14 protein-coding genes are annotated in these 19168 nt (G+C 39.5%); 1 reads left to right on the forward strand and 13 read right to left on the reverse strand.

All coding sequences use genetic code 11. From position 1 onward, the window contains the following. Positions 1 to 5: 5 nt before the first annotated feature. The 3 genes from Q1W14_RS04255 to Q1W14_RS04265 all read right to left on the reverse strand — a co-directional run bounded on the left by Q1W14_RS04255 (position 6) and on the right by Q1W14_RS04265 (position 2192). The gene (locus Q1W14_RS04255) at positions 6 to 704 is read right to left on the reverse strand and encodes a response regulator transcription factor (protein ID WP_300699548.1); all 699 of its coding nucleotides are present in this window, start codon (positions 702 to 704) and stop codon (positions 6 to 8) included. Between the two features lie 87 nt (positions 705 to 791). Further along, complete coding sequence (locus tag Q1W14_RS04260; protein ID WP_300699549.1) at positions 792 to 1532, reverse strand: DUF5131 family protein; 741 nt, start codon at positions 1530 to 1532, stop codon at positions 792 to 794. A 132-nt stretch (positions 1533 to 1664) separates the two neighbouring features. Continuing rightward, the gene (locus tag Q1W14_RS04265; protein WP_300699563.1) at positions 1665 to 2192 is read right to left on the reverse strand and encodes an RNA methyltransferase; all 528 of its coding nucleotides are present in this window, start codon (positions 2190 to 2192) and stop codon (positions 1665 to 1667) included. Between the two features lie 479 nt (positions 2193 to 2671). Between Q1W14_RS04265 and nadA the strand changes: the two genes are divergently transcribed. After that, positions 2672 to 3610, forward strand: a complete 939-nt coding sequence (gene nadA, locus Q1W14_RS04270; protein ID WP_300699550.1) for a quinolinate synthase NadA — start codon at positions 2672 to 2674, stop codon at positions 3608 to 3610. Between the two features lie 2 nt (positions 3611 to 3612). On the opposite strand, the gene Q1W14_RS04275 is transcribed toward nadA, so the two are convergent. The 10 genes from Q1W14_RS04275 to Q1W14_RS04320 form a co-directional block, all read right to left on the reverse strand. After that, positions 3613 to 4218 (reverse strand): M15 family metallopeptidase, encoded by a 606-nt coding sequence (locus Q1W14_RS04275; protein WP_300699551.1) that lies wholly within the window; start codon positions 4216 to 4218, stop codon positions 3613 to 3615. 46 nt (positions 4219 to 4264) lie between these two features. Then, positions 4265 to 4849, reverse strand: a complete 585-nt coding sequence (locus Q1W14_RS04280; RefSeq protein ID WP_300699552.1) for a non-canonical purine NTP diphosphatase — start codon at positions 4847 to 4849, stop codon at positions 4265 to 4267. Positions 4850 to 4896: 47 nt separating this feature from the next. Then, complete coding sequence (locus Q1W14_RS04285; protein WP_300699553.1) at positions 4897 to 5799, reverse strand: YitT family protein; 903 nt, start codon at positions 5797 to 5799, stop codon at positions 4897 to 4899. A gap of 5 nt (positions 5800 to 5804) precedes the next feature. Then, positions 5805 to 8642 carry a leucine--tRNA ligase gene (leuS, locus tag Q1W14_RS04290; RefSeq protein WP_300699554.1) on the reverse strand — a complete coding sequence of 946 codons (2838 nt, stop codon included), beginning with the start codon at positions 8640 to 8642 and terminating at the stop codon, positions 5805 to 5807. A gap of 741 nt (positions 8643 to 9383) precedes the next feature. Then, positions 9384 to 10811 carry a DUF4185 domain-containing protein gene (locus Q1W14_RS04295; RefSeq protein ID WP_300699555.1) on the reverse strand — a complete coding sequence of 476 codons (1428 nt, stop codon included), beginning with the start codon at positions 10809 to 10811 and terminating at the stop codon, positions 9384 to 9386. 6 nt (positions 10812 to 10817) lie between these two features. Continuing rightward, positions 10818 to 12791, reverse strand: a complete 1974-nt coding sequence (locus Q1W14_RS04300; RefSeq protein ID WP_300699556.1) for a glycoside hydrolase family 97 protein — start codon at positions 12789 to 12791, stop codon at positions 10818 to 10820. A 76-nt stretch (positions 12792 to 12867) separates the two neighbouring features. Then, positions 12868 to 14442: a RagB/SusD family nutrient uptake outer membrane protein gene (locus Q1W14_RS04305; protein ID WP_300699557.1), complete on the reverse strand. Its 1575-nt coding sequence runs from the start codon at positions 14440 to 14442 to the stop codon at positions 12868 to 12870. A gap of 18 nt (positions 14443 to 14460) precedes the next feature. After that, positions 14461 to 17370, reverse strand: a complete 2910-nt coding sequence (locus Q1W14_RS04310) for a TonB-dependent receptor (RefSeq protein ID WP_300699558.1) — start codon at positions 17368 to 17370, stop codon at positions 14461 to 14463. Positions 17371 to 17494: 124 nt separating this feature from the next. Next, the gene (locus Q1W14_RS04315; RefSeq protein ID WP_300699559.1) at positions 17495 to 18670 is read right to left on the reverse strand and encodes a glycoside hydrolase family 172 protein; all 1176 of its coding nucleotides are present in this window, start codon (positions 18668 to 18670) and stop codon (positions 17495 to 17497) included. A 35-nt stretch (positions 18671 to 18705) separates the two neighbouring features. Then, a partial coding sequence (locus tag Q1W14_RS04320) for an FGGY-family carbohydrate kinase (RefSeq protein ID WP_300699560.1) occupies positions 18706 to 19168 on the reverse strand: 463 nt, incomplete at its 5' end.

Raw genomic sequence — 19168 nt, forward strand, 5'->3', positions numbered from 1 at the left:
CTCTGTTAATTTTCTATCAACATCAAGCCTACTCCTTTCACAGTCTTGATACTCACCGTATCATCTTCTGAAATCAACTTACGCAGTTTTGTTACAAATACATCTAAGCTACGGGAGGCAAAATAATCGTCTTCCGTATTCCAAAACTTTTCCAAAATAGCTTCGCGACGAATAACATCGCCTCGTTTTTCACAAAGCATCTGCAACAAACCAGCTTCGCGAACAGTCAATGTTTTTTTTAGTCCAGAAGTATGCTTCAAAGTAGCATGTGAAGCATCCAGCAGAAATTCTTTGCCTATCTTATAACATTGGCTCTCATCTTTGGCTTTTTCTCCTTTAGAAAGTTTCAATAAAGCTTGAATATGGGCATCCAATTCTTCTGGTATAAATGGCTTTTTAATATAGTTATTAGCACCAATCTCGTAACCCTTTACAACATCTTTGGGAGAAATTAATGCAGAAGAGAATAGGATAGGGGTTTCACCATCCGTTTCACGGATACGCTTTACCATTTCGTAGCCATTCATAACAGGCATTTCGATATCAGACACTATCACATCGGGGTGTTGTTCTTTCCATTGTGACAGACCTTCTTCACCATTGGCAGCAGTAATCACTTCATAACCGCCTATCATATCTTCCAAACCACCCTGTACGATGTATCTCAGATTGGCATCGTCTTCTACCAACAATAACTTTATCATATACCTTGAATTTCTTTATTTACTTCTACTACAGTTTACAAATGTAACAAAATCTTTGATAATCATTGTCATATTAGTTTCTTGCTTTTAATTCTCTACATTTAATCCTGCTTTACGTGCCTGCGAATGTTGAAATTGTCGCTTAACATTATATAGTTTTCCTTCTTTGATAAATTTGGACCCCGTCTGTTTAAACCAAAACGATACATGATTTTCTATACATATTCTACGAAGTTCCATTACCCAATCAAAATCACAAGGACGGGCATCGTATCCTGATTCTCCTCCGGCAACAATTTGTTCAATCCATTCGCCAACAGAATAAAGAGTTAAATCAATCTTCTCCAATAACGGTTCACAAATAATGATTTTATGTTTGATAGGAGCCTCTTTATAAATAGGTAAACGATAATTGGCACATGACTGATTCTCAACTGTACAGCAGATAGTTACATTATCATATCCGTCTCCCCAATTTGCAGGTAGACAATTTGCAACACGATCTATACGTTTGGTAATCATCATAAAATGAAGATCACTGCGTTGATGCATCATTTCCCATGCTTCCGCCCTCCACTTATCCGCATCTTCAACAAAGAAATCAGATGTAAAACAAGTATAAACAAGCGTTCCCGATGGTATTTTAAATTCTCCATTACGCTTTTTCCGTAAAGGGAGATCGAAGTTTTTAGTCTGTGATACTACTGAACTATCTACATCTCTTTTAGCATCACCTCGATAAACATAGCAATGCAAGCATCCTGCACTTAGTTTATGACAACCATGCCATAAATTCCACATCATAGATTTCTTAGCAATACCGTTCATTCAAACAATAACTTCATAGTTAATATTATGTTGATAACCTTGTTATTAATATAAAAGTACAAATATATAATATACTGAATTACAACTAAATATATTTGTTAATAACTAGAGTAAACATCGGTTCATTTGTTACTATCTCAACTTCTTGAATAAATCCCAAATAACAATACCAGCTGTAACAGATACATTAAGAGAGTGCTTTGTACCATATTGAGGTATTTCAATACAACCATGGGAATGATCAATAACTTCTTGTTGAACACCCTTCACTTCATTTCCCATCACTACAGCATACTTCTTAGATTTGTCTAAAGTCAACTCATCCAACATAATACTACCTTCTGCTTGTTCTACCGAATAAACTGTATATCCTTCCGATTTAAGGTTATCAACAGCTTCAACAGAGTTGTTAACATACTTCCAATCTACAGTAAATTCAGCTCCAAGAGCTGTTTTATGCATTTCAGGATGCGGAGGAGTAGCTGTAATACCACAAAGATAAATACATTCGATACGAAAAGCATCGGAAGTACGAAAAACAGAACCAATGTTATGAAGGCTACGAATATTATCTAATACCACTACCAAGGGTAACTTATCGGCTTCTTTAAACTCTTCTGCACTAATACGATTTAGTTCAGTTATCTTCAGTTTACGCATCATGTTCATTGATTTTAATTATAGTTTGCAAAGATACTTCTTTCCGTTTATATCCCGGTTAATAACCGTTGAAAACGTGTCAATACATATGGGAAAGATTTTTAGAAATTCTTCTTGCATTATTCAAATCAACGCATATTACGACACTGTAACGAACATTACAAATAAGTTAAGAGAAATTTTCAAGAGCTATATAAACACATTTTTCAGTACCATATCACTGAATTATCACTCTAAAGTTATTAACTTTGCAGCATATTAACAAGGTGTTAATGATTGTGGGCTACTCTAACATAAAAAGTTTATTTTCAGTAGATATGCTTTATATTGCTTACGTTAATAACCAATGGATAAAATTTAGCCTTATACTAATAACTTCATAAGCAAGAAAAATCGTATAAAATTGTCCACACAATTAACCGCCTATCATTACTATCAAAGGATTTTTAAAGAAAGAAGAGAAATAAAAACTTATAATTATGGATAATCTTATAGAAGCTATAAACCAACTGAAGAAAGAGAAGAATGCAATCATTCTGGGACACTACTACCAGAAAGGCGAAATACAAGACATTGCCGATTATGTAGGCGATAGCCTTGCTTTGGCACAATGGGCTGCTAAGACGGAAGCGGATATCATTGTGATGTGTGGTGTTCACTTCATGGGTGAGACGGCGAAAGTGCTTTGTCCTGGCAAAAAGGTCTTGGTACCTGATATGGAAGCAGGTTGTTCGTTGGCTGACAGTTGTCCGGCAGATAAATTTGGTCAGTTTGTCAAAGAGCATCCGGATTATACGGTGATATCATACGTAAATACTACAGCAGCTGTTAAAGCAGTAACCGATGTAGTGGTAACTTCTACCAATGCCAAGCAGATTGTAGAAAGCTTCCCCAAAGATGAGAAAATTATTTTCGGACCTGATAGAAACTTGGGTAATTATATCAACTCTGTTACCGGTCGGAATATGTTATTATGGGATGGAGCTTGCCATGTACACGAGAAATTCTCGGTTGAAAAGATTGTTGAATTAAAAGCTCAATATCCTGATGCTATTGTATTGGCTCATCCTGAATGTAAGGGTACAGTTTTGAAACTAGCCGATGTTGTAGGATCTACGGCTGCTTTATTGAAGTATGCGGTTGCACATCCTGAAAAGAGCTATATCGTAGCTACCGAATCGGGTATACTCCATGAGATGCAAAAGAAATGCCCGCAGACAACGTTTATTCCTGCTCCTCCTAACGATAGTACTTGTGCTTGTAATGAGTGTAGCTTTATGCGGTTAAACACGCTGGAAAAGCTTTATAATTGCTTAAAGAACGAATCTCCGGAAATAACGGTTGATCCTGAAATAGCAGCTAAGGCTGTGAAGCCGATACAAAGAATGCTGGAAATATCGGCAAAGCTTGGACTGTAATTTTATAGTTCCTCTTTCCCTGCTATAGAGCCATACATGGCTCTATTCTTTCGTGAATAGGCTGCCCACATTTGGTCACCATAGCAATAATGCCACCACTCGCCTGGGTAATTGATAAATCCTTCGGTTATCATGGCATTATACAGAATTTGTCTTCGGGATAGTTGTTCAGATGTGATGATTCCTTTATTCTTTGGAAAAGTTATGGAACGGTTGTTATGGTCGCGGTAATTACTGCCCATATCAACCGTTTCACCATTTTTTAATAGAAGGATATCTACTGCACCACCTGTTTGATGTCCACCACCTTTGCCGGTAGTAGGGTCGGCACTAAACTTTCTGTTTCCTGCCGCATTTTGCCATAAAGTTAACTGTTCTTCAAGTGTCCGATAACCGCTTACTACTTGTATTTCGTATGACATTAAAGATAGGTTGGATTCTACTCTCCTTAACTTTTCAGCTACACTTTCTCGAACTTTTATACCTTGAAATTTTACTAACTTTTCTCCACATTCTACTATTTCAATGGCATTGATAAAGTCTTTCGGCAGGAGTTGTCTGATTCCTAACCGACATAAAATGACATTGTATAAAACTCTAATTTTCATTTATAGTTATCATTCTTTTCAAACTAATAACTTACTATTGAAGTATCTATTGAATAGTTTGAAGGAATTTACACAGTTTATTCACACCTAATGCCCGATGGCTGATTTTATTCTTCAGTTCAGTTCCCATTTCGGCAAAGGTTTGTGTATATCCTTCGGGAATGAAGATAGGATCATATCCGAAACCGGAAGCACCGTGTCTGCTCTTTGTAATTTCTCCTTTTATAATCCCTTCAAACAAATGTTCTTTCCCGTCGATGATCAATGCAAAAACTGTGCGGAATTGTGCTTTACGGTTTTCAACTCCTTCAAGATCATGCAGAAGTTTCTTCATATTAGCTTCTGCATTATGTGTATCGCCTGCATAACGTGCCGAATATACTCCTGGTGCACCATTCAGAGCTTCTACTTCCAGTCCGGTATCATCGGCAAAACAGTCTAATTGGTAGTTTTCAAAAATGTATTGGGCTTTTAGTAAAGCATTCCCTTCGAGAGTATCTGCAGTTTCGGGGATATCAACATGACAATTAATGTCATTCAAGCTCAGAAGTTCTACTTTGTTTTTTAAGATAGCAGTAACTTCCTCCAACTTATGAGCATTGTTGGTGGCAAATACGAATTTCTTTCTCATAGAATACTGTTCTTTTTACTTGTCACAAGTAATTTTACTACTTGTGACTATTTTATTTTCAATCGGTCGAATCCTTCTCCATAAACACCAATTACGGAGCTTTGCGAAATGAAAGCATTTGGATCGATGTCTTTCACTAATCGGAATATTTCAATGGACTGGCGTTTGTAGGCCAGTACAACCAGTACTTTTACATTACGTTTGCTATACCAACCAATACCATCGAGCACTGTTACACCACGGTGGGTCTCCTTAGTGATGCGGTCGGCAATCTTTTCATAATCTTTTGAGAAGATAAAGAATTGTACGGATTGGCGGGCACTGTTAACAATGTAATCTAATACAAAACCTATAATAAACAGAGTTACAAAGCCAAAAATAACTCGTCTCCAATCATTGAAAACAAAGTAACAGGAGCTGATAATTACTACATCACAAGCCATGACCATTCGTCCTAGCGTAACATCTTTGTATTTATGGATAATAGCGGCAATGATATCCGTACCTCCGGTGCTTCCGTTACAGTTGAATACAACACCTAAGCCTACGCCACATAAAACTGCTCCTATCAGACAAGCCATAAAATCTTGTCCGGGTCCCAGGATTTGTGGAGGGATTCCGTCAGGTCCGTTTACGAGTACCTGGAAGAACCATAAAAAGAATGTTAGTCCGAAGATGGCAAACGTGGTCTTAATGCTGAATTTAGGTCCCAGTATTTTGATTGCGAATGTCATCAATACGGCATTGATGATGAAATATGACCATTGGATGGGAAAACCAGTGGCATAATAAATGATAGCACCGATACCTGTAGTACCTCCGGTGGTAATTTGGTAAGGAATGAGGAATGCCGCCCATCCCAATGCATAGCTGATGAGTCCGAAAGTGATGAAAATGTAGTCTTTAAACTCTCTCATCACTTCCGCTTTGGTTGGTTTTGTAATCTGCATATTTATTATTTGACAACGATATTTACGATCTTCTTCGGTACTACGATTACCTTTTGGATAGCTTTATCTTCTATCCACTTCGCAGAACGTTCGTCGGCCAATACAGCAGTCTGGATTACTTCAGATGTTGCATCAGCAGGGAATTCCATGTTAAAGCGAGCTTTTCCGTTGAAGGAAATAGTATAGTTAATCGTATTTTCTACCAAATATTCTGGATTATATGCAGGCCATTTTGCATCACATACTGAACCTGCGTTGCCTAATGTAGCCCACAATTCTTCGCATACGTGCGGAGCAAAAGGAGCCAATGTAATGATAAGTTGGTTCAGAATTTCTTTTTTATTGCATCTCAACGTATACAGCTCGTTCACACAAATCATGAAGGCACTGATAGAAGTGTTATAAGAGAATGTTTCAATGTCTCCTGTAACCTTCTTTATAAGTTTATGCAGTGATTTCAGTTCTTCGGGAGTAGCCGGTTCATCGGTAACTAGATAATTGTCATTACGGTCAAAGAACAATGTCCAGAACTTCTTGATGAAGCGGTGTACACCATCAATACCGTTTGTATCCCAAGGTTTGGATTGTTCTACCGGACCCAGGAACATTTCATACATACGTAGTGTGTCAGCTCCGTATTTCTCAACAATCATATCCGGGTTGACAACGTTGAACATAGATTTACTCATCTTTTCTACCGCCCAACCACAGATATATTTTCCGTCTTCAAGAATAAACTCTGCTGTTTCATATTCAGGACGCCAAGCTTTGAAAGCTTCTATGTCGAGAATGTCGTTAGATACGATGTTTACATCCACATGGAGTGGGGTAGTTTCGTATTTATCTTTCAGATTCAGAGACACAAATGTATTCGTATCTTTAATACGGTAAACGAAGTTGCTTCGACCTTGAATCATTCCTTGGTTTACTAACTTTTGGAAGGGTTCTTCTACCGCAGAAACACCGAGGTCATGCAAGAATTTGTTCCAGAAGCGGGAATAAATTAAGTGTCCGGTTGCATGTTCGGTACCACCTACATAAAGATCTACATTACGCCAGTATTCATCTACTTTCTTATCAACAAGAGCTTCGTGGTTATGAGGATCCATATAACGCAAATAGTAAGCGCTTGAACCGGCAAAACCAGGCATTGTATTAAGTTCCAATGGGAAGATAGTGATATTATCTATCTTTTCATTATCAGCGATACACTTGTTTACAGTATCCCAAGCCCATTTAGTGGCGTGACCTAATGGAGGTTCGCCTGTTTCGGTAGGGAGGAATTTGGCAACTTCGGGAAGTTCCAAGGGTAAACAACTTTCATCGATCATGTAAGGCATGCCATCCTTGTAATAAACGGGGAACGGTTCACCCCAATAACGCTGGCGTGAGAAGATAGCATCACGTAAGCGGAAGTTTACTTTCACACGTCCTAGATTCTGTTCTTTTACGAATTTTTTAGTGGCGGCGATGGCTTCTTTGATGGTTAATCCGTTCAGTGAAAGTTCACAATAAGGAGTTACACCTTCGCGAGGAGAGTTGCATACAATGCCTTCTTTGGCATCGAAACTTTCTTCACTGACGTCACAACCTTCAATTAACGGACGAATTTCTAATCCGAAATGTTTAGCAAAAGCATAGTCGCGGCTATCGTGTGCAGGAACAGCCATGATGGCACCTGTACCATATCCGGCAAGTACATAATCACTAATCCAAATGGGCACTGCTTCACCGGTAAAAGGATTGATGGCATAACTTCCGGAGAATACACCGGTGACGCCACGATCGGCAATACGTTCACGTTCTGTACGTTTCTTGGTACGTTCCAGGTAAGCATTTACTTCAGCTTTCTGTGCTTCTGTAGTCAATTGGGCTACTAATTCACTTTCGGGAGCTAATACCATGAAAGTAACTCCAAACATAGTATCGGCGCGTGTAGTAAAGATAGTAAATTCCAAATCGCTATCTTTTACCTTGAATTGAACTTCGGCACCTTCACTACGACCTATCCAGTTCTTTTGAGTTTCTTTCAGGGATTCGGTCCAGTCAATAGTATCGAGCCCGTCTAATAAACGTTGTGCGTATGCAGATACACGAAGACACCATTGGCGCATCTTCTTTTGTACTACGGGGAAACCACCGCGTTCGGATACTCCGTCTACTACTTCATCATTAGCAAGTACGGTTCCCAGTTGAGGACACCAGTTTACCATAGTTTCACCCAGATAGGCGATACGGTAGTTCATAAGTATCTCTTGCTGTTCTTTTTCGCTTTTGGCTTTCCATTCTTCAGCAGTAAAATGCAATTCTTCGTTGCAAGCGGCATTCAGACCTTCGTTACCATAGATTGGAAATGCGTCAATCAACTCCTGAATAGGACGGGCTTGTTTTTCATCATTACAATAATAGCTATTGAACATCTTTTGGAAAGCCCATTGTGTCCAGTGGTAATATTCCGGATCGCAAGTACGGATTTCACGACTCCAGTCAAAACAGAAACCTATTTTATCCAACTGTTCGCGATAGCGGTTGATATTGTTAACGGTAGTAATTGCAGGGTGCTGTCCTGTTTGAATGGCATATTGCTCAGCAGGAAGTCCGTAAGCATCATACCCCATAGGATTCAGTACATTGAAACCTTGTAGGCGTTTGTAACGGGCATAAATATCCGAAGCAATGTATCCCAATGGATGACCTACGTGCAAACCCGCGCCCGATGGGTAAGGGAACATATTGAGCACATAAAATTTTTGCTTTGTTTCATCTTCCGTCACTTGGTAGGTTTTATCCTCTACCCACTGTTTTTGCCATTTCTTTTCAATCTCCCTGAAATTGTATTCCATAATGGTATTTGTTAGTATATTGTTGAAAACACTGTTAATTCTATTGTTAATACCGGTTAGTATCCGGTTAATATCGGTGCAAAGTTACAGGTTTATTTTCAGATTTGTAGCGAAGTAGCATAAAAAACACTACTTAAGACTTGACAAAGTATTTTTTATTACTTATATTTGTAATGTGCTTTTAAAACTAATTTTTTATTTGTAATACGAATAATAGCTAAATTAATTCAATAGGATTTTACAAAAAAGATTTTTAGGATATGTCAAAGGGATGAAGTCTGCGAAGATTCCATCCCTTTATTGTTTTTATCCCTTGATTGCGTGACTTTGTACTGTATATTTAGTGTATATTATTCTTACTGTTGCTATTTGCTCGTAATTATCTATGAATAAGGAGGTTATATTTTTACTAAAAATCTACCGGAAATTTACTAAAAATAGGGGGAAGATTTAGTAAATCTCTGTCCGATTTTTAGTAAATTCTAGTTAGGGTTTTAAAGGAAAACATCTTTGTATAGAAAATTAAACTAAATATCTTAGTGTATAATTTATCAGTTGTGTGTACATACAAAGAAAGATAGTATTTATTAATTTATTGCTATCTTTATAATAGGTTTTTAAAAATTTATATTTTCACACAATGTACTACAAAATAAGATGCCACCTTGTAAAGTGAGAGTACTCAATATACAAAGTGACAAACTTAGATGCGCTAATCTAAATAGAATAGAACAACACTAGCTATTTGAACTTTAGATGGGTAGACATCAAGTAAGAATTATAAGGCAACCACATGGACATAATAAAGTAAAGCTTATCTCCTATGAGTGATAAAGGATGGATATATGAACCGTATAGTTGTGCATATTGCCAACCATCTACCAACTTCATAGGCTCACTCCATGACCCCGCAATATAATCCGCCGTGCGGAATGAAATTTCATATCGAGTGCCGTTGAAGTATAATATGATCCATTTACCAAATTCTGGGTGATAAGCTATGGAAAGTTCTCCGGCAATATCATCAAATAAAGGAATAGCCGCTGTTTCATTATCTTTCACCCATCCACTACCATTCCAATATTCATATTCTGATTGGTTTTCAATATCCTTCTCCTGAAAACGAGCTAAATGTGGTTTATTATTACGTCCGCTAATAGTTCCCACCATATAGACATAGCCATCTTTCTTGAAATAACCTACTTGCCCGAAGTTACTTTTCGAACCAAACTTCACATTCTGACATCGTTCCCAGTTAGCACCGTCATCAGTAGATTTATAGAGGCTTGAAAAGTTTGTAACCCAGCCAGCCCAATTACGAATATTCATGTAATGCACGTAATCTGCTCCATTTGCCCGGATTGCAGCGGTAGGAATAGATGTCCAGTCTCCATTACCACTCCCATCTTTGCCACCATAACATATTTCACGAGCATTCTTACCGCTTTTATCCATAGCTGCACCATTGATAATTAGTCCGTTAGAGAGATCTTTATCTTCAGAATATAGTAAGACATTACTTCTCCAACTACCGCCATTCGGACCTGGATTTGCGTAATTCGGATAAAAATCACTACCAAACGTATCTCCAAAGAATAAACCATAACGTCCCGGTTGAAGTTCCCAAACAATACCTAAATCCGTACCTCCAACGTTGTATAGTTCATTAGTACAGTTATTTACCACATATTGAACGGCAGGCAGTCCATTGACTCCATTTACCTCGGCACCTGTAACACGAGAAATGCATTTCAAATCAGTAAAGACCAACTCTTTCGAAACATTAGTAGAACCTTTATTTACAGTCAACTTAACAGTCTTTGAGGAATTATTATCATTGCTTATCGCAACAAACTCAAAGTAACACTGTGAATCATCACTACTTTGCAGAATATACTCAAAAGTATATTCTGGTGCAAGGTTACTTGCCATATATTTTGCAGTAGTATGTTTTTCACCACTAACCTTAGTAATTTCCAGATAAGCCAATTTATCGAACTTTTCTATTGAAACTTTAACAGATGCTCTACCATCAACTGTAGTTATTTCATTTTGAGAAAGGCGCACTTCTAAAGATAATCCGTCTTCCTCTCCTGAATCCGATTTGTCACAACTTGCAAATACACTTATCAGAAAGATGTTTGCAAGTAGTATTATATATTTTTTCATATCTTGTTACAACTTAGCAATATGCACTACCGAACCTCCATCTATTGCCAATGGCAGTTCTATGACATCTTTCTTTGTAACTTTACGAACTTCCTTGTTCAGATGGTTGGCATTCTTGTCTACATCCTTCGCATCCGTATAGATAGTAGCCTGATATTCTCCTTCTTCCAAGAAATCAAGCTTCAGTTGCAAGGTTCGTGCAGTGCTGTTGTTCAATGTACCTACCCACCAATCGGTACCGCTGCGACGGGCTACAGTAACATACTTGTTCATCTCCGCCAAGGGCACATACATTTCATCCCAGGTGCCGGGAACGGTACGTAATACTTCGAAGCCTGGTTGTCCTTCGTAAGCTTCGGGCTTGTCGCAGAGGGAAGTCAGATGATTTTCCAATACTACGTACATGGCCAGCATGTGGCAACGTGTACTCATTACGTGGGGATTGACATACTGTATTTTAAAATCTTTACGGTTCTGTGCGCGGAAGCCACCTAAATGGTAATCCGTAGGACCTGCGAGCATACGGGTGAAGGGTATGGAGATATCATGGTCGGCATTCACCAGTGTATCCCATTTACAGACCTCATAGTTGAGTGTTCCTTCACGGGTGAACTCATTGGGATACGTACGTACCAATCCTGATGGTTTGCTCGACCCATGGAACTGGATAAACAGTCGATGCTTGGCTGCACATTGCAGTATCTCTTCCTGAATACGTATCATCTGCTGGTCATCCCGATCCATAAAGTCTACCATCAAACCTTTCACGCCCCACTTCTCATAGAGTGCAAAGGCTTCATCCAACTTGTCATATAAGGGACGCCAGTGCACCCAAAGATGTATACCTACGCCTTTACTCTTGGCATATTCCACGATACGGGGTAAGTTCAGGCAGGGGATAGGTTTAGTAATATCGGCATTGGGTCCTGCCCAACCGAAGTTGAAGTTATCATCGTAATACCAAGGTGTTTCGGCATAGCCGTAGATACCGTGTGCATCCAGTCCGTTTCGGGCAGCAAAGTCAATGTAGTATTTATTGGTATCGAAGTTATTTCCCGGAGAGAAGGTACTGTCGGGCACTACATTCCCGTTCCACCAGGTAAAAGTGGTTCGGCAAGGTTTTATCCAGGAGGTATCTTCTATCTTGCAGGGTTCGTTCAGACTGGTGAGTATATTGGTTTCAAGCAGTCCGCCTACACGGTCGGATACGGAGATGACACGCCATGGTGTACGGTGCGGAAACTCATTGATTTCCACCTTAATCTTCTCTTGTCCCAGCTTTGGGGAGAGCTTGCCGACCAGTTTATCTTTCTCCTTCAGCAGATACATACCGGCATAATCGCGTATAGCTGCTTCGGTGATAGAGAGGTAGATACTATTGTCGTACTCAAAGGTGGCGGGCATCTCAATCAATCGCTTCTTTGCGATTTTATCATACTCCACCTGCTTGTAAACACCTTCGTGAGTATTGATATATCCGGGTAGATACATCAGCAGAGCCATGGGATTGCCATTGAGATTAAATTGTGTCTTTTCGTCGTACATCACGTATGAGTTCCAGCCTTCTTGTCGGGGAAACTCATAACGGAAAGCTACCCCGTCATTGAAGGCTCTCACTACAAGATTAACCATACGTTCCTTTTCTGCTTTCTCTTGCAAAGGAATGATGATCTGATTACAGTGGTTCCTGGCGGTACTTACTTTGCCAACTACCAGCTTGTATGTTTCATCAATCTTCTTACGCTGTACTTTTCCTGTTTGAAGGTTGCTTCCGAATTCTCCGCTATCGAAGTCGAAGCCTAACAAGGAGTTTGCAACTATCGGCTGCTTTTTGTAAACTACATCATAAGAGATGTTTTCAGGAGTTATATTCAATGTAAATCCTAACTTGCCGTCAGGAGAAGATACTGATACTTTTTGCTGAGCAAATACAGCTACAAAGCAGAAAAGAACAGTACATAAAATAAATATCTTCTTCATTGTGATGGTTATATGAATTTAAGAATAAAGTCGGAATATGCATCATGTATATTCCGACTGAGATGTTAACTATTTATCATTTAGGATTCTGCACCAACTTGGAGTTACGTTGTAACTGATCAAACGGTATGAGCATTAGATTACGTTTCTTATCGTTAGTAGGCTGATGTTCCCACCAGGTACCTTTCGTAAAGTTATCGTCGAATCGTATAAGCTGACTACGACGCAAACCTTCCAATGCAAATTCTACGCCAAGCTCTTGAAGAAGGCGGCCATACTTCACGGGGACTTCGTTGACAGTAATGGTAGCTTCAAGTTCGGCTCCGGTCAATGTATTAGTTGTTTCAAAGTTTCTCTTTCTAACTTCATTAACCAAGTCTGCTGCATCTTGTGAGTTACCACCTGTACGAAGAATACATTCAGCCTTCATCATTAAAACTTCTGCATAGCGCATAATTACATAATCATTGTCAGGAGTACCGGTTGCCCCTACTTTGACTTCATATTTGCCAAATCGGTAACCTTGATACATTGTAGCATCTCCACTAATGTTCGTAACATCTCTGGTATAGCTAAGCAGCATTTGCGGATCGCCACACCAGCCATTGGTCCACAACGGAGTACCATCCAGTGCATATTGCTGTCCCATGCGCCAAGTCTTTTCCAAACGCTTGTCGCCTTCCACATAATTATCAAAGAAAGTAGGAACACCCAAGCAACCACCATCAAGCCAGGTTGCTTGCAGGCTGAAAGTTTGCATTTGGGAATAGTGCAATGTCTTACGTGCCCACATATAAATCTGTCCGCCAGATTTCGTTTCATCAAACGGAATAACAAACATCGTTTCGTTGCTCAACTCATTATTGGTAGAGAATGGTAGTGAGTAATCACCATCCAATCTGTATTTATTTGCTACGATAATTTCATCACATAAGCTCTTACACTCACCATACATCGGTTTGCCAATCCATGCTTCAGCATTGAGGTACATACGTGCCAAAAGCATTTTAGCATTCCACTTATTGAAACGACCATAAGTATTCAGACGTTCCTCACTCAAGTTATCAATATTGTTCTTTAACTCCGTCTCTATGAATTCAAACACTTTTGCACGCGATTCTGTAGCCGGAAGGTAACCATCGGGAACATCAAAACGATCAATGATAGGTATATTGCCAAAAGTTTCGAGCAACAAATAATAATAAAATGCACGAGCCACTTTTAACTCTGAAATATAGTTTTTCCTACTGGGCATCTCAATCGTTGAGTTCTCAAACTGATAGAGTACACGATTAGCGCTTGATACACCTGCATATAATGAACTCCAAATTGCATTCAGATGCGGGTCTTCTTCCATCCACGATTGCTGATGCAATCGGATATAGATACCGCCATCGTACCATAAACCATGATTCTTAACAGGGGTCACACATATATCGGTTGTCTCTTCCAAGTCCCACCAATTCTGCCAATCGGTCAATGCACGCATACTTGAATAGACAGGTACCATAGCTGCCAAAAACTCTGATTCAGTCTTGTAGAAGTCTTTCTCCGGAATGCTGCTAAAAACTTCCTCATCTAAATTAGTACAAGCGCTAAATAGAGAAGTGACAGCGAAGAATGCAGCAGTAATATATTGTTTTCTAAACATTGCTATAGTTTTTAAAGATTAGAACAAAAGATTTAAACCTACAGTAAACTGGCGTGTAGTCGGATATAACTCACCTGCACCGGCTCCTTCTACACCAGGTGCAAGTCCCTTGATGCTGACTTCCGGATCCAACCCTTTATATCCAGTCATCGTGAGCAGATTATTGCCCGCTACAAACAGACGGAGGCGTTGAATTATCTTTTGATTCTTGAGATTGAAAGTATAACCAAGGTTTACATTATCCAACTTCACATAGTCACCATCTTCTACATAATAGCTTTGCATAGCCGGAGCACCCTTTACATAGGAGCCACTATTAAACGGTTTGTCCAATACTGAACGCGGCAGGTTACCTTCACCGATGCGGGCTGTAGTCTCCCAATGCATGCGTTGACGGTTCAATACCTGGAAGTTGAATGCACCGCGAAACATTACAGAAAGATCGAAACCTTTATAGCTTAATGCCAGGTTAAGGCTTCCATAAGTAGTGGGGATACCATTACCAATCACTTTCTTGTCACTATCATCGGCAGCAGTTAGCAATTTAGGCTCACCGTTAGCACCATAAACCATCCACAAACCGTCAGATGTAAGGCTATGAGTCTGGAAACCATGGAAGTTACCTACAGGGTCACCTTGCCTTACTATATGCGTATGAGTTTGAATAGGCGAACCGGTAGCACCTGCATACCAATAGTCTTTCTGATAGAGTCCGTTAGATAAAGAAACAATCTTATTCTTGTTATAAGAGAAAGTACCAGTAATATCCAAACGCAGATCGCGAGTGCTTATCGGAGTACCGCTTAGTAACAATTCAATACCTTGATTTCTTATCTTGCCCACGTTTGCCATCATGCTCGATACAATATACGGAGGAGTCGGTACTTCGTATGTTGAAAGCAAATCAGAGGTTTCACGATGATAAACATCAATAGAACCGGAAATTCTATTCTTCAAGAAAGAGAAATCGAGTCCGAAGTTCAACTCACTCTTTGTTTCCCATTTCAAGTCAGGATTAGGATTCTGATACGGACCGGCACCTTGTGTCCATTTGCCATTAATATAAGCATAACCGCCATAACCCAACAGATACATAGATAGCAGATTTGCATTTACTTCATTACCAGTAACACCATAACCAACACGGAATTTCAAGTCGTCCAACCAATTAATATCTTCCATAAAGCTTTCCTTACTGATGCGCCAACCGGCTGATACAGCAGGAAACCATCCCCATTTATGATTATCACCAAAGCGAGATGAACCTTCACGTCGCAAGCTTGCCATGAACATGTACTTTTCATCGTAATTGTAAGTCAAACGACCAAAGAAAGAGATCAACTTATGGGTATTTCTATAACTGGACATAGAGGCTTTATTATCCTTCATATCGTTCATGGAACCAATATTCCAAGGACCGAACATGTCTGTCGGAAAATCTTTAGCCCACTGCGAAAGCCCCTTGGCGTCATCATCTTGATAGCTATAACCTACCATAGCACCTATATTATGCAAGCCTAATGATTTTGTGTAATCACCAACTAACTCCAATGTCTTTTGCAGATTATTGTCTGCCCAATTCCAAACATTGCCATTATCGCCATTTACAACCGTACTCATGTGCTTGAAAGTATTACTCTTATTCTCCATACGGTCGAAACGTTGCATGGCACCCATTACGCTCAAATTGAGTCCTTCAATCGGAGAAAGAGTGACCTTACCGCTCATCATCAATTGATTGTAACCCTCTACATCATATTCCTCGTTAATCATGGCAACGGGATTGTAAGGTTTCAAATTTACCTTATACTCCGTATAGTTTCCATTCTCGTCATAAATAGGACGAGTAGGATTCTCTAACAAAGCATTCAAATAAGCGGCATACCAGGCACGCTGTTGAGTAACGTAGCTATCATTGATATTAAACTGAAAACGTAACTTATTATTAAACATGTTATGATTTAGAGCTACTTTAGCAGTAATAGATTCACGATCTGTATTGCGAATAACACCTTCGCGTTTACGATAATCAATAGAAGCTACATAATTGGATTCTGCATTACCACCCTTCAAAGAGAGGAAGTGATTATGACTGACGGCTGTACGACTGATGGCATCTACCCAATCGGTAGTAGTACCTTCATCCTGAATACCCGGGAAGTTAGTATCACTTTTCAATGTCCGATAGTCATCAGCCGTCAGCATATCAGCATGCTTGGCAAAGGTTTCAAATGAAACAGAACCACTATATTCCAATGAAAGTTTAGTTGCTTTGGCCCGATTGGTAGTTACTACAATCACACCATTTGTACCACGTGTACCATAAATTGCAGCAGCCGAACCATCTTTCAATACATCAATCGACTCTATATCTTCACTCGAAATAGCCGTCAAACTACCACCGGGAATACCGTCAATAACAATAAGCGGACTCGTATTTCCTGATAATGAATTTACACCACGGATGGTCATTTCAAGACCTAAAACCGGATCGCCAGTATAATTTGAAAGCTGTAAACCTGCCACCTTTCCTTGAAGGAGCTGTTCGGGGCTCTTTACCATACCTGCCAGAAAATTGTCCTTCTTGACAGAGGTAATGGCACTGGTCACTTCACCCTTTTTCATAGATCCGTAACCCACTACCACTACATCATCAAGTTGGAATACATCTTCCTCAAGAATGATATTCAGGAAAGTAGTATTATCGTTCGTAGGAACAGTACGAGTAACATACCCGATGTAACTCACCGTCAGAGTCTTCCCAGGTCTCACCTTGAGTTCAAACTTACCGTCGATATCTGTCGAAATACCATTGGTAGTACCTGTTTCCATTATGGTAACACCCGGCAGAGTGTTACCTTTTGCATCTTTCACAACACCTTGAAAGTTCTTGGTTTGTGCCATAGCCAATTGAGTTATGCATAACATGCATAATACCATCATTAGCCGCATAGTGTCGGAAATTTTCCGTCTTTGATAAAATTTCAGCATAGATTCAAAGTAAAAAGGTTATTAAATAAGTAGTTTGTATATGTTCTCAAAAATGTGTCATTTAGAATGGTCGTACGACCTCAAGATCATCTACAGAAGGCAATACCGGGAACTTTGCATGAGGTTCAGCCTGATACCAGAACACAACTGAAGAAATATCTGATTTCTGATCGAGATAACGACCATCATTGCGCCAACCCAAATCTTGAATAGTGACTTTTAAATCCTTCTCAAAACGAATAGGGTCAAGGATATGCCAACGATACATTCCAAAGCGTTGTTGTGAACGATAAACTCCATCGGGGCGAATTATCTGGTGAAGTCCTGCATAAGGAGTAGTAAACTCTTCATACTGGTGTGTAGTCTTATTCTCAAAGTTGTAAGAACCGCAGAAGTAATCTTCTGTACCAGTACCACAAATTGTTGGGAATTTCTTATCTCCATCCATAAAGAATTTAATTTCACCTTCACCCCACCAACCGCTGTTATTTACTTGCCAACCAATGTAAGTACCAACATATTGGCCCTTACCTTTAATACCGTCAACCAATACATGATCCGAAGTCATATTAGGATTCGAACGGCGGAATTGTGCATGGAAATAAGCAGCATCCTGAGGAACTTCAGTCAAGGTATAGTTAATCTGGTAATATACTCTCATCTCATTATTCGGATCAATGTTTTCCATAGTAATCTTACATTTCTTACGGAAAGGCATCTGCCAGTAACAATTGAAAGCACTACCCGGATTTACACAGACAGCCAGTGAACTCAATGGAGAATATACTCCCCAACCACTACAGAAGAAATCACCTACAGGACATTCTACAGATGGTTCTTTCTCATCATCCCAATAAAATCGGATAATTGTTTTGCGCCATTCACCTGTTGGTGTCATCCATATTTGCTGAATAGCACCAGGTCCCTCTATTTCTGCTAAAGTAAAAGTTTCATTTGGACCGATATTTACATAAGGATTTACTTTCCAACCTTGTCCTAATGTCTTAGATGCATGATGTGCATTGGCTTGATTCACTTTATCCTTATCAGCAACAGGATCAGCCATACCGCCTTTACCTTTCTCACCAGTAAAGTTTTCAGGGCTGATAGAGCGTGTTTTTGCATTAGACATACGGTACAAGTTGCCCATATTCATGTCCAATCCGTTAAAGTTTTGAGCGTAAACACTCATGGCAGCCATACAAAAGGCTCCCAAAATGATAGATTTGATTCTCATGTTTAAATAGATTAATGGTTTGTATTATTTATAATTTAAGCAAGTTTTGCTAATTCAAGATATTTCTTGTAGAGAGTCTCGTAAACGAGAGAACGTTTTTCATCCGGTTGATATTCAGCTTCAACATCCGAACCCATGTATTTTGTAGCTTCACTAATATCAGAATATATTCCTGCCGCCACTGCTGCAAACATAGCTGCCCCCAAAGCACAGGTCTGTTCTGAACGGATCACGCGGATAGGCATGTTCAGCACATCCGCCAATGTCTGCATTACAAAAGGAGCTTTCTTGCTGATTCCTCCGATAGCATTAACCGAATCAATTTGCAAGCCTTGTCCTCTCATGTGCTCAACGATGCGACGGGAACCGAATGCGGTAGCTTCAACCAATGCCCGGAATACTTCGGGCGCACTACTACCTAAAGTGAGTCCTGCAATTACTCCTTTTACATTTTGGTCGGCATTCGGTGTGCGACGTCCATTCATCCAGTCCAAAGCA

Origin of the sequence: Bacteroides sp. (genome assembly GCF_030151085.1) — a bacterium.
Lineage (GTDB): Bacteria > Bacteroidota > Bacteroidia > Bacteroidales > Bacteroidaceae > Bacteroides.

Coding starts and splice junctions, on each gene's coding strand:
- Q1W14_RS04280 (WP_300699552.1), bottom strand. CDS start 4,849: ATGAGAAAGAAATTCGTATTTGCCACCAACAATGCTCATAAGTTGGAG.
- Q1W14_RS04285 (WP_300699553.1), bottom strand. CDS start 5,799: ATGCAGATTACAAAACCAACCAAAGCGGAAGTGATGAGAGAGTTTAAA.
- Q1W14_RS04255 (WP_300699548.1), bottom strand. CDS start 704: ATGATAAAGTTATTGTTGGTAGAAGACGATGCCAATCTGAGATACATC.
- Q1W14_RS04260 (WP_300699549.1), bottom strand. CDS start 1,532: ATGAACGGTATTGCTAAGAAATCTATGATGTGGAATTTATGGCATGGT.
- nadA (WP_300699550.1), top strand. CDS start 2,672: ATGGATAATCTTATAGAAGCTATAAACCAACTGAAGAAAGAGAAGAAT.
- Q1W14_RS04315 (WP_300699559.1), bottom strand. CDS start 18,670: ATGAGAATCAAATCTATCATTTTGGGAGCCTTTTGTATGGCTGCCATG.
- Q1W14_RS04310 (WP_300699558.1), bottom strand. CDS start 17,370: ATGTTATGCATAACTCAATTGGCTATGGCACAAACCAAGAACTTTCAA.
- Q1W14_RS04275 (WP_300699551.1), bottom strand. CDS start 4,218: ATGAAAATTAGAGTTTTATACAATGTCATTTTATGTCGGTTAGGAATC.
- Q1W14_RS04265 (WP_300699563.1), bottom strand. CDS start 2,192: ATGCGTAAACTGAAGATAACTGAACTAAATCGTATTAGTGCAGAAGAG.
- Q1W14_RS04305 (WP_300699557.1), bottom strand. CDS start 14,442: ATGTTTAGAAAACAATATATTACTGCTGCATTCTTCGCTGTCACTTCT.
- Q1W14_RS04300 (WP_300699556.1), bottom strand. CDS start 12,791: ATGAAGAAGATATTTATTTTATGTACTGTTCTTTTCTGCTTTGTAGCT.
- leuS (WP_300699554.1), bottom strand. CDS start 8,642: ATGGAATACAATTTCAGGGAGATTGAAAAGAAATGGCAAAAACAGTGG.
- Q1W14_RS04295 (WP_300699555.1), bottom strand. CDS start 10,811: ATGAAAAAATATATAATACTACTTGCAAACATCTTTCTGATAAGTGTA.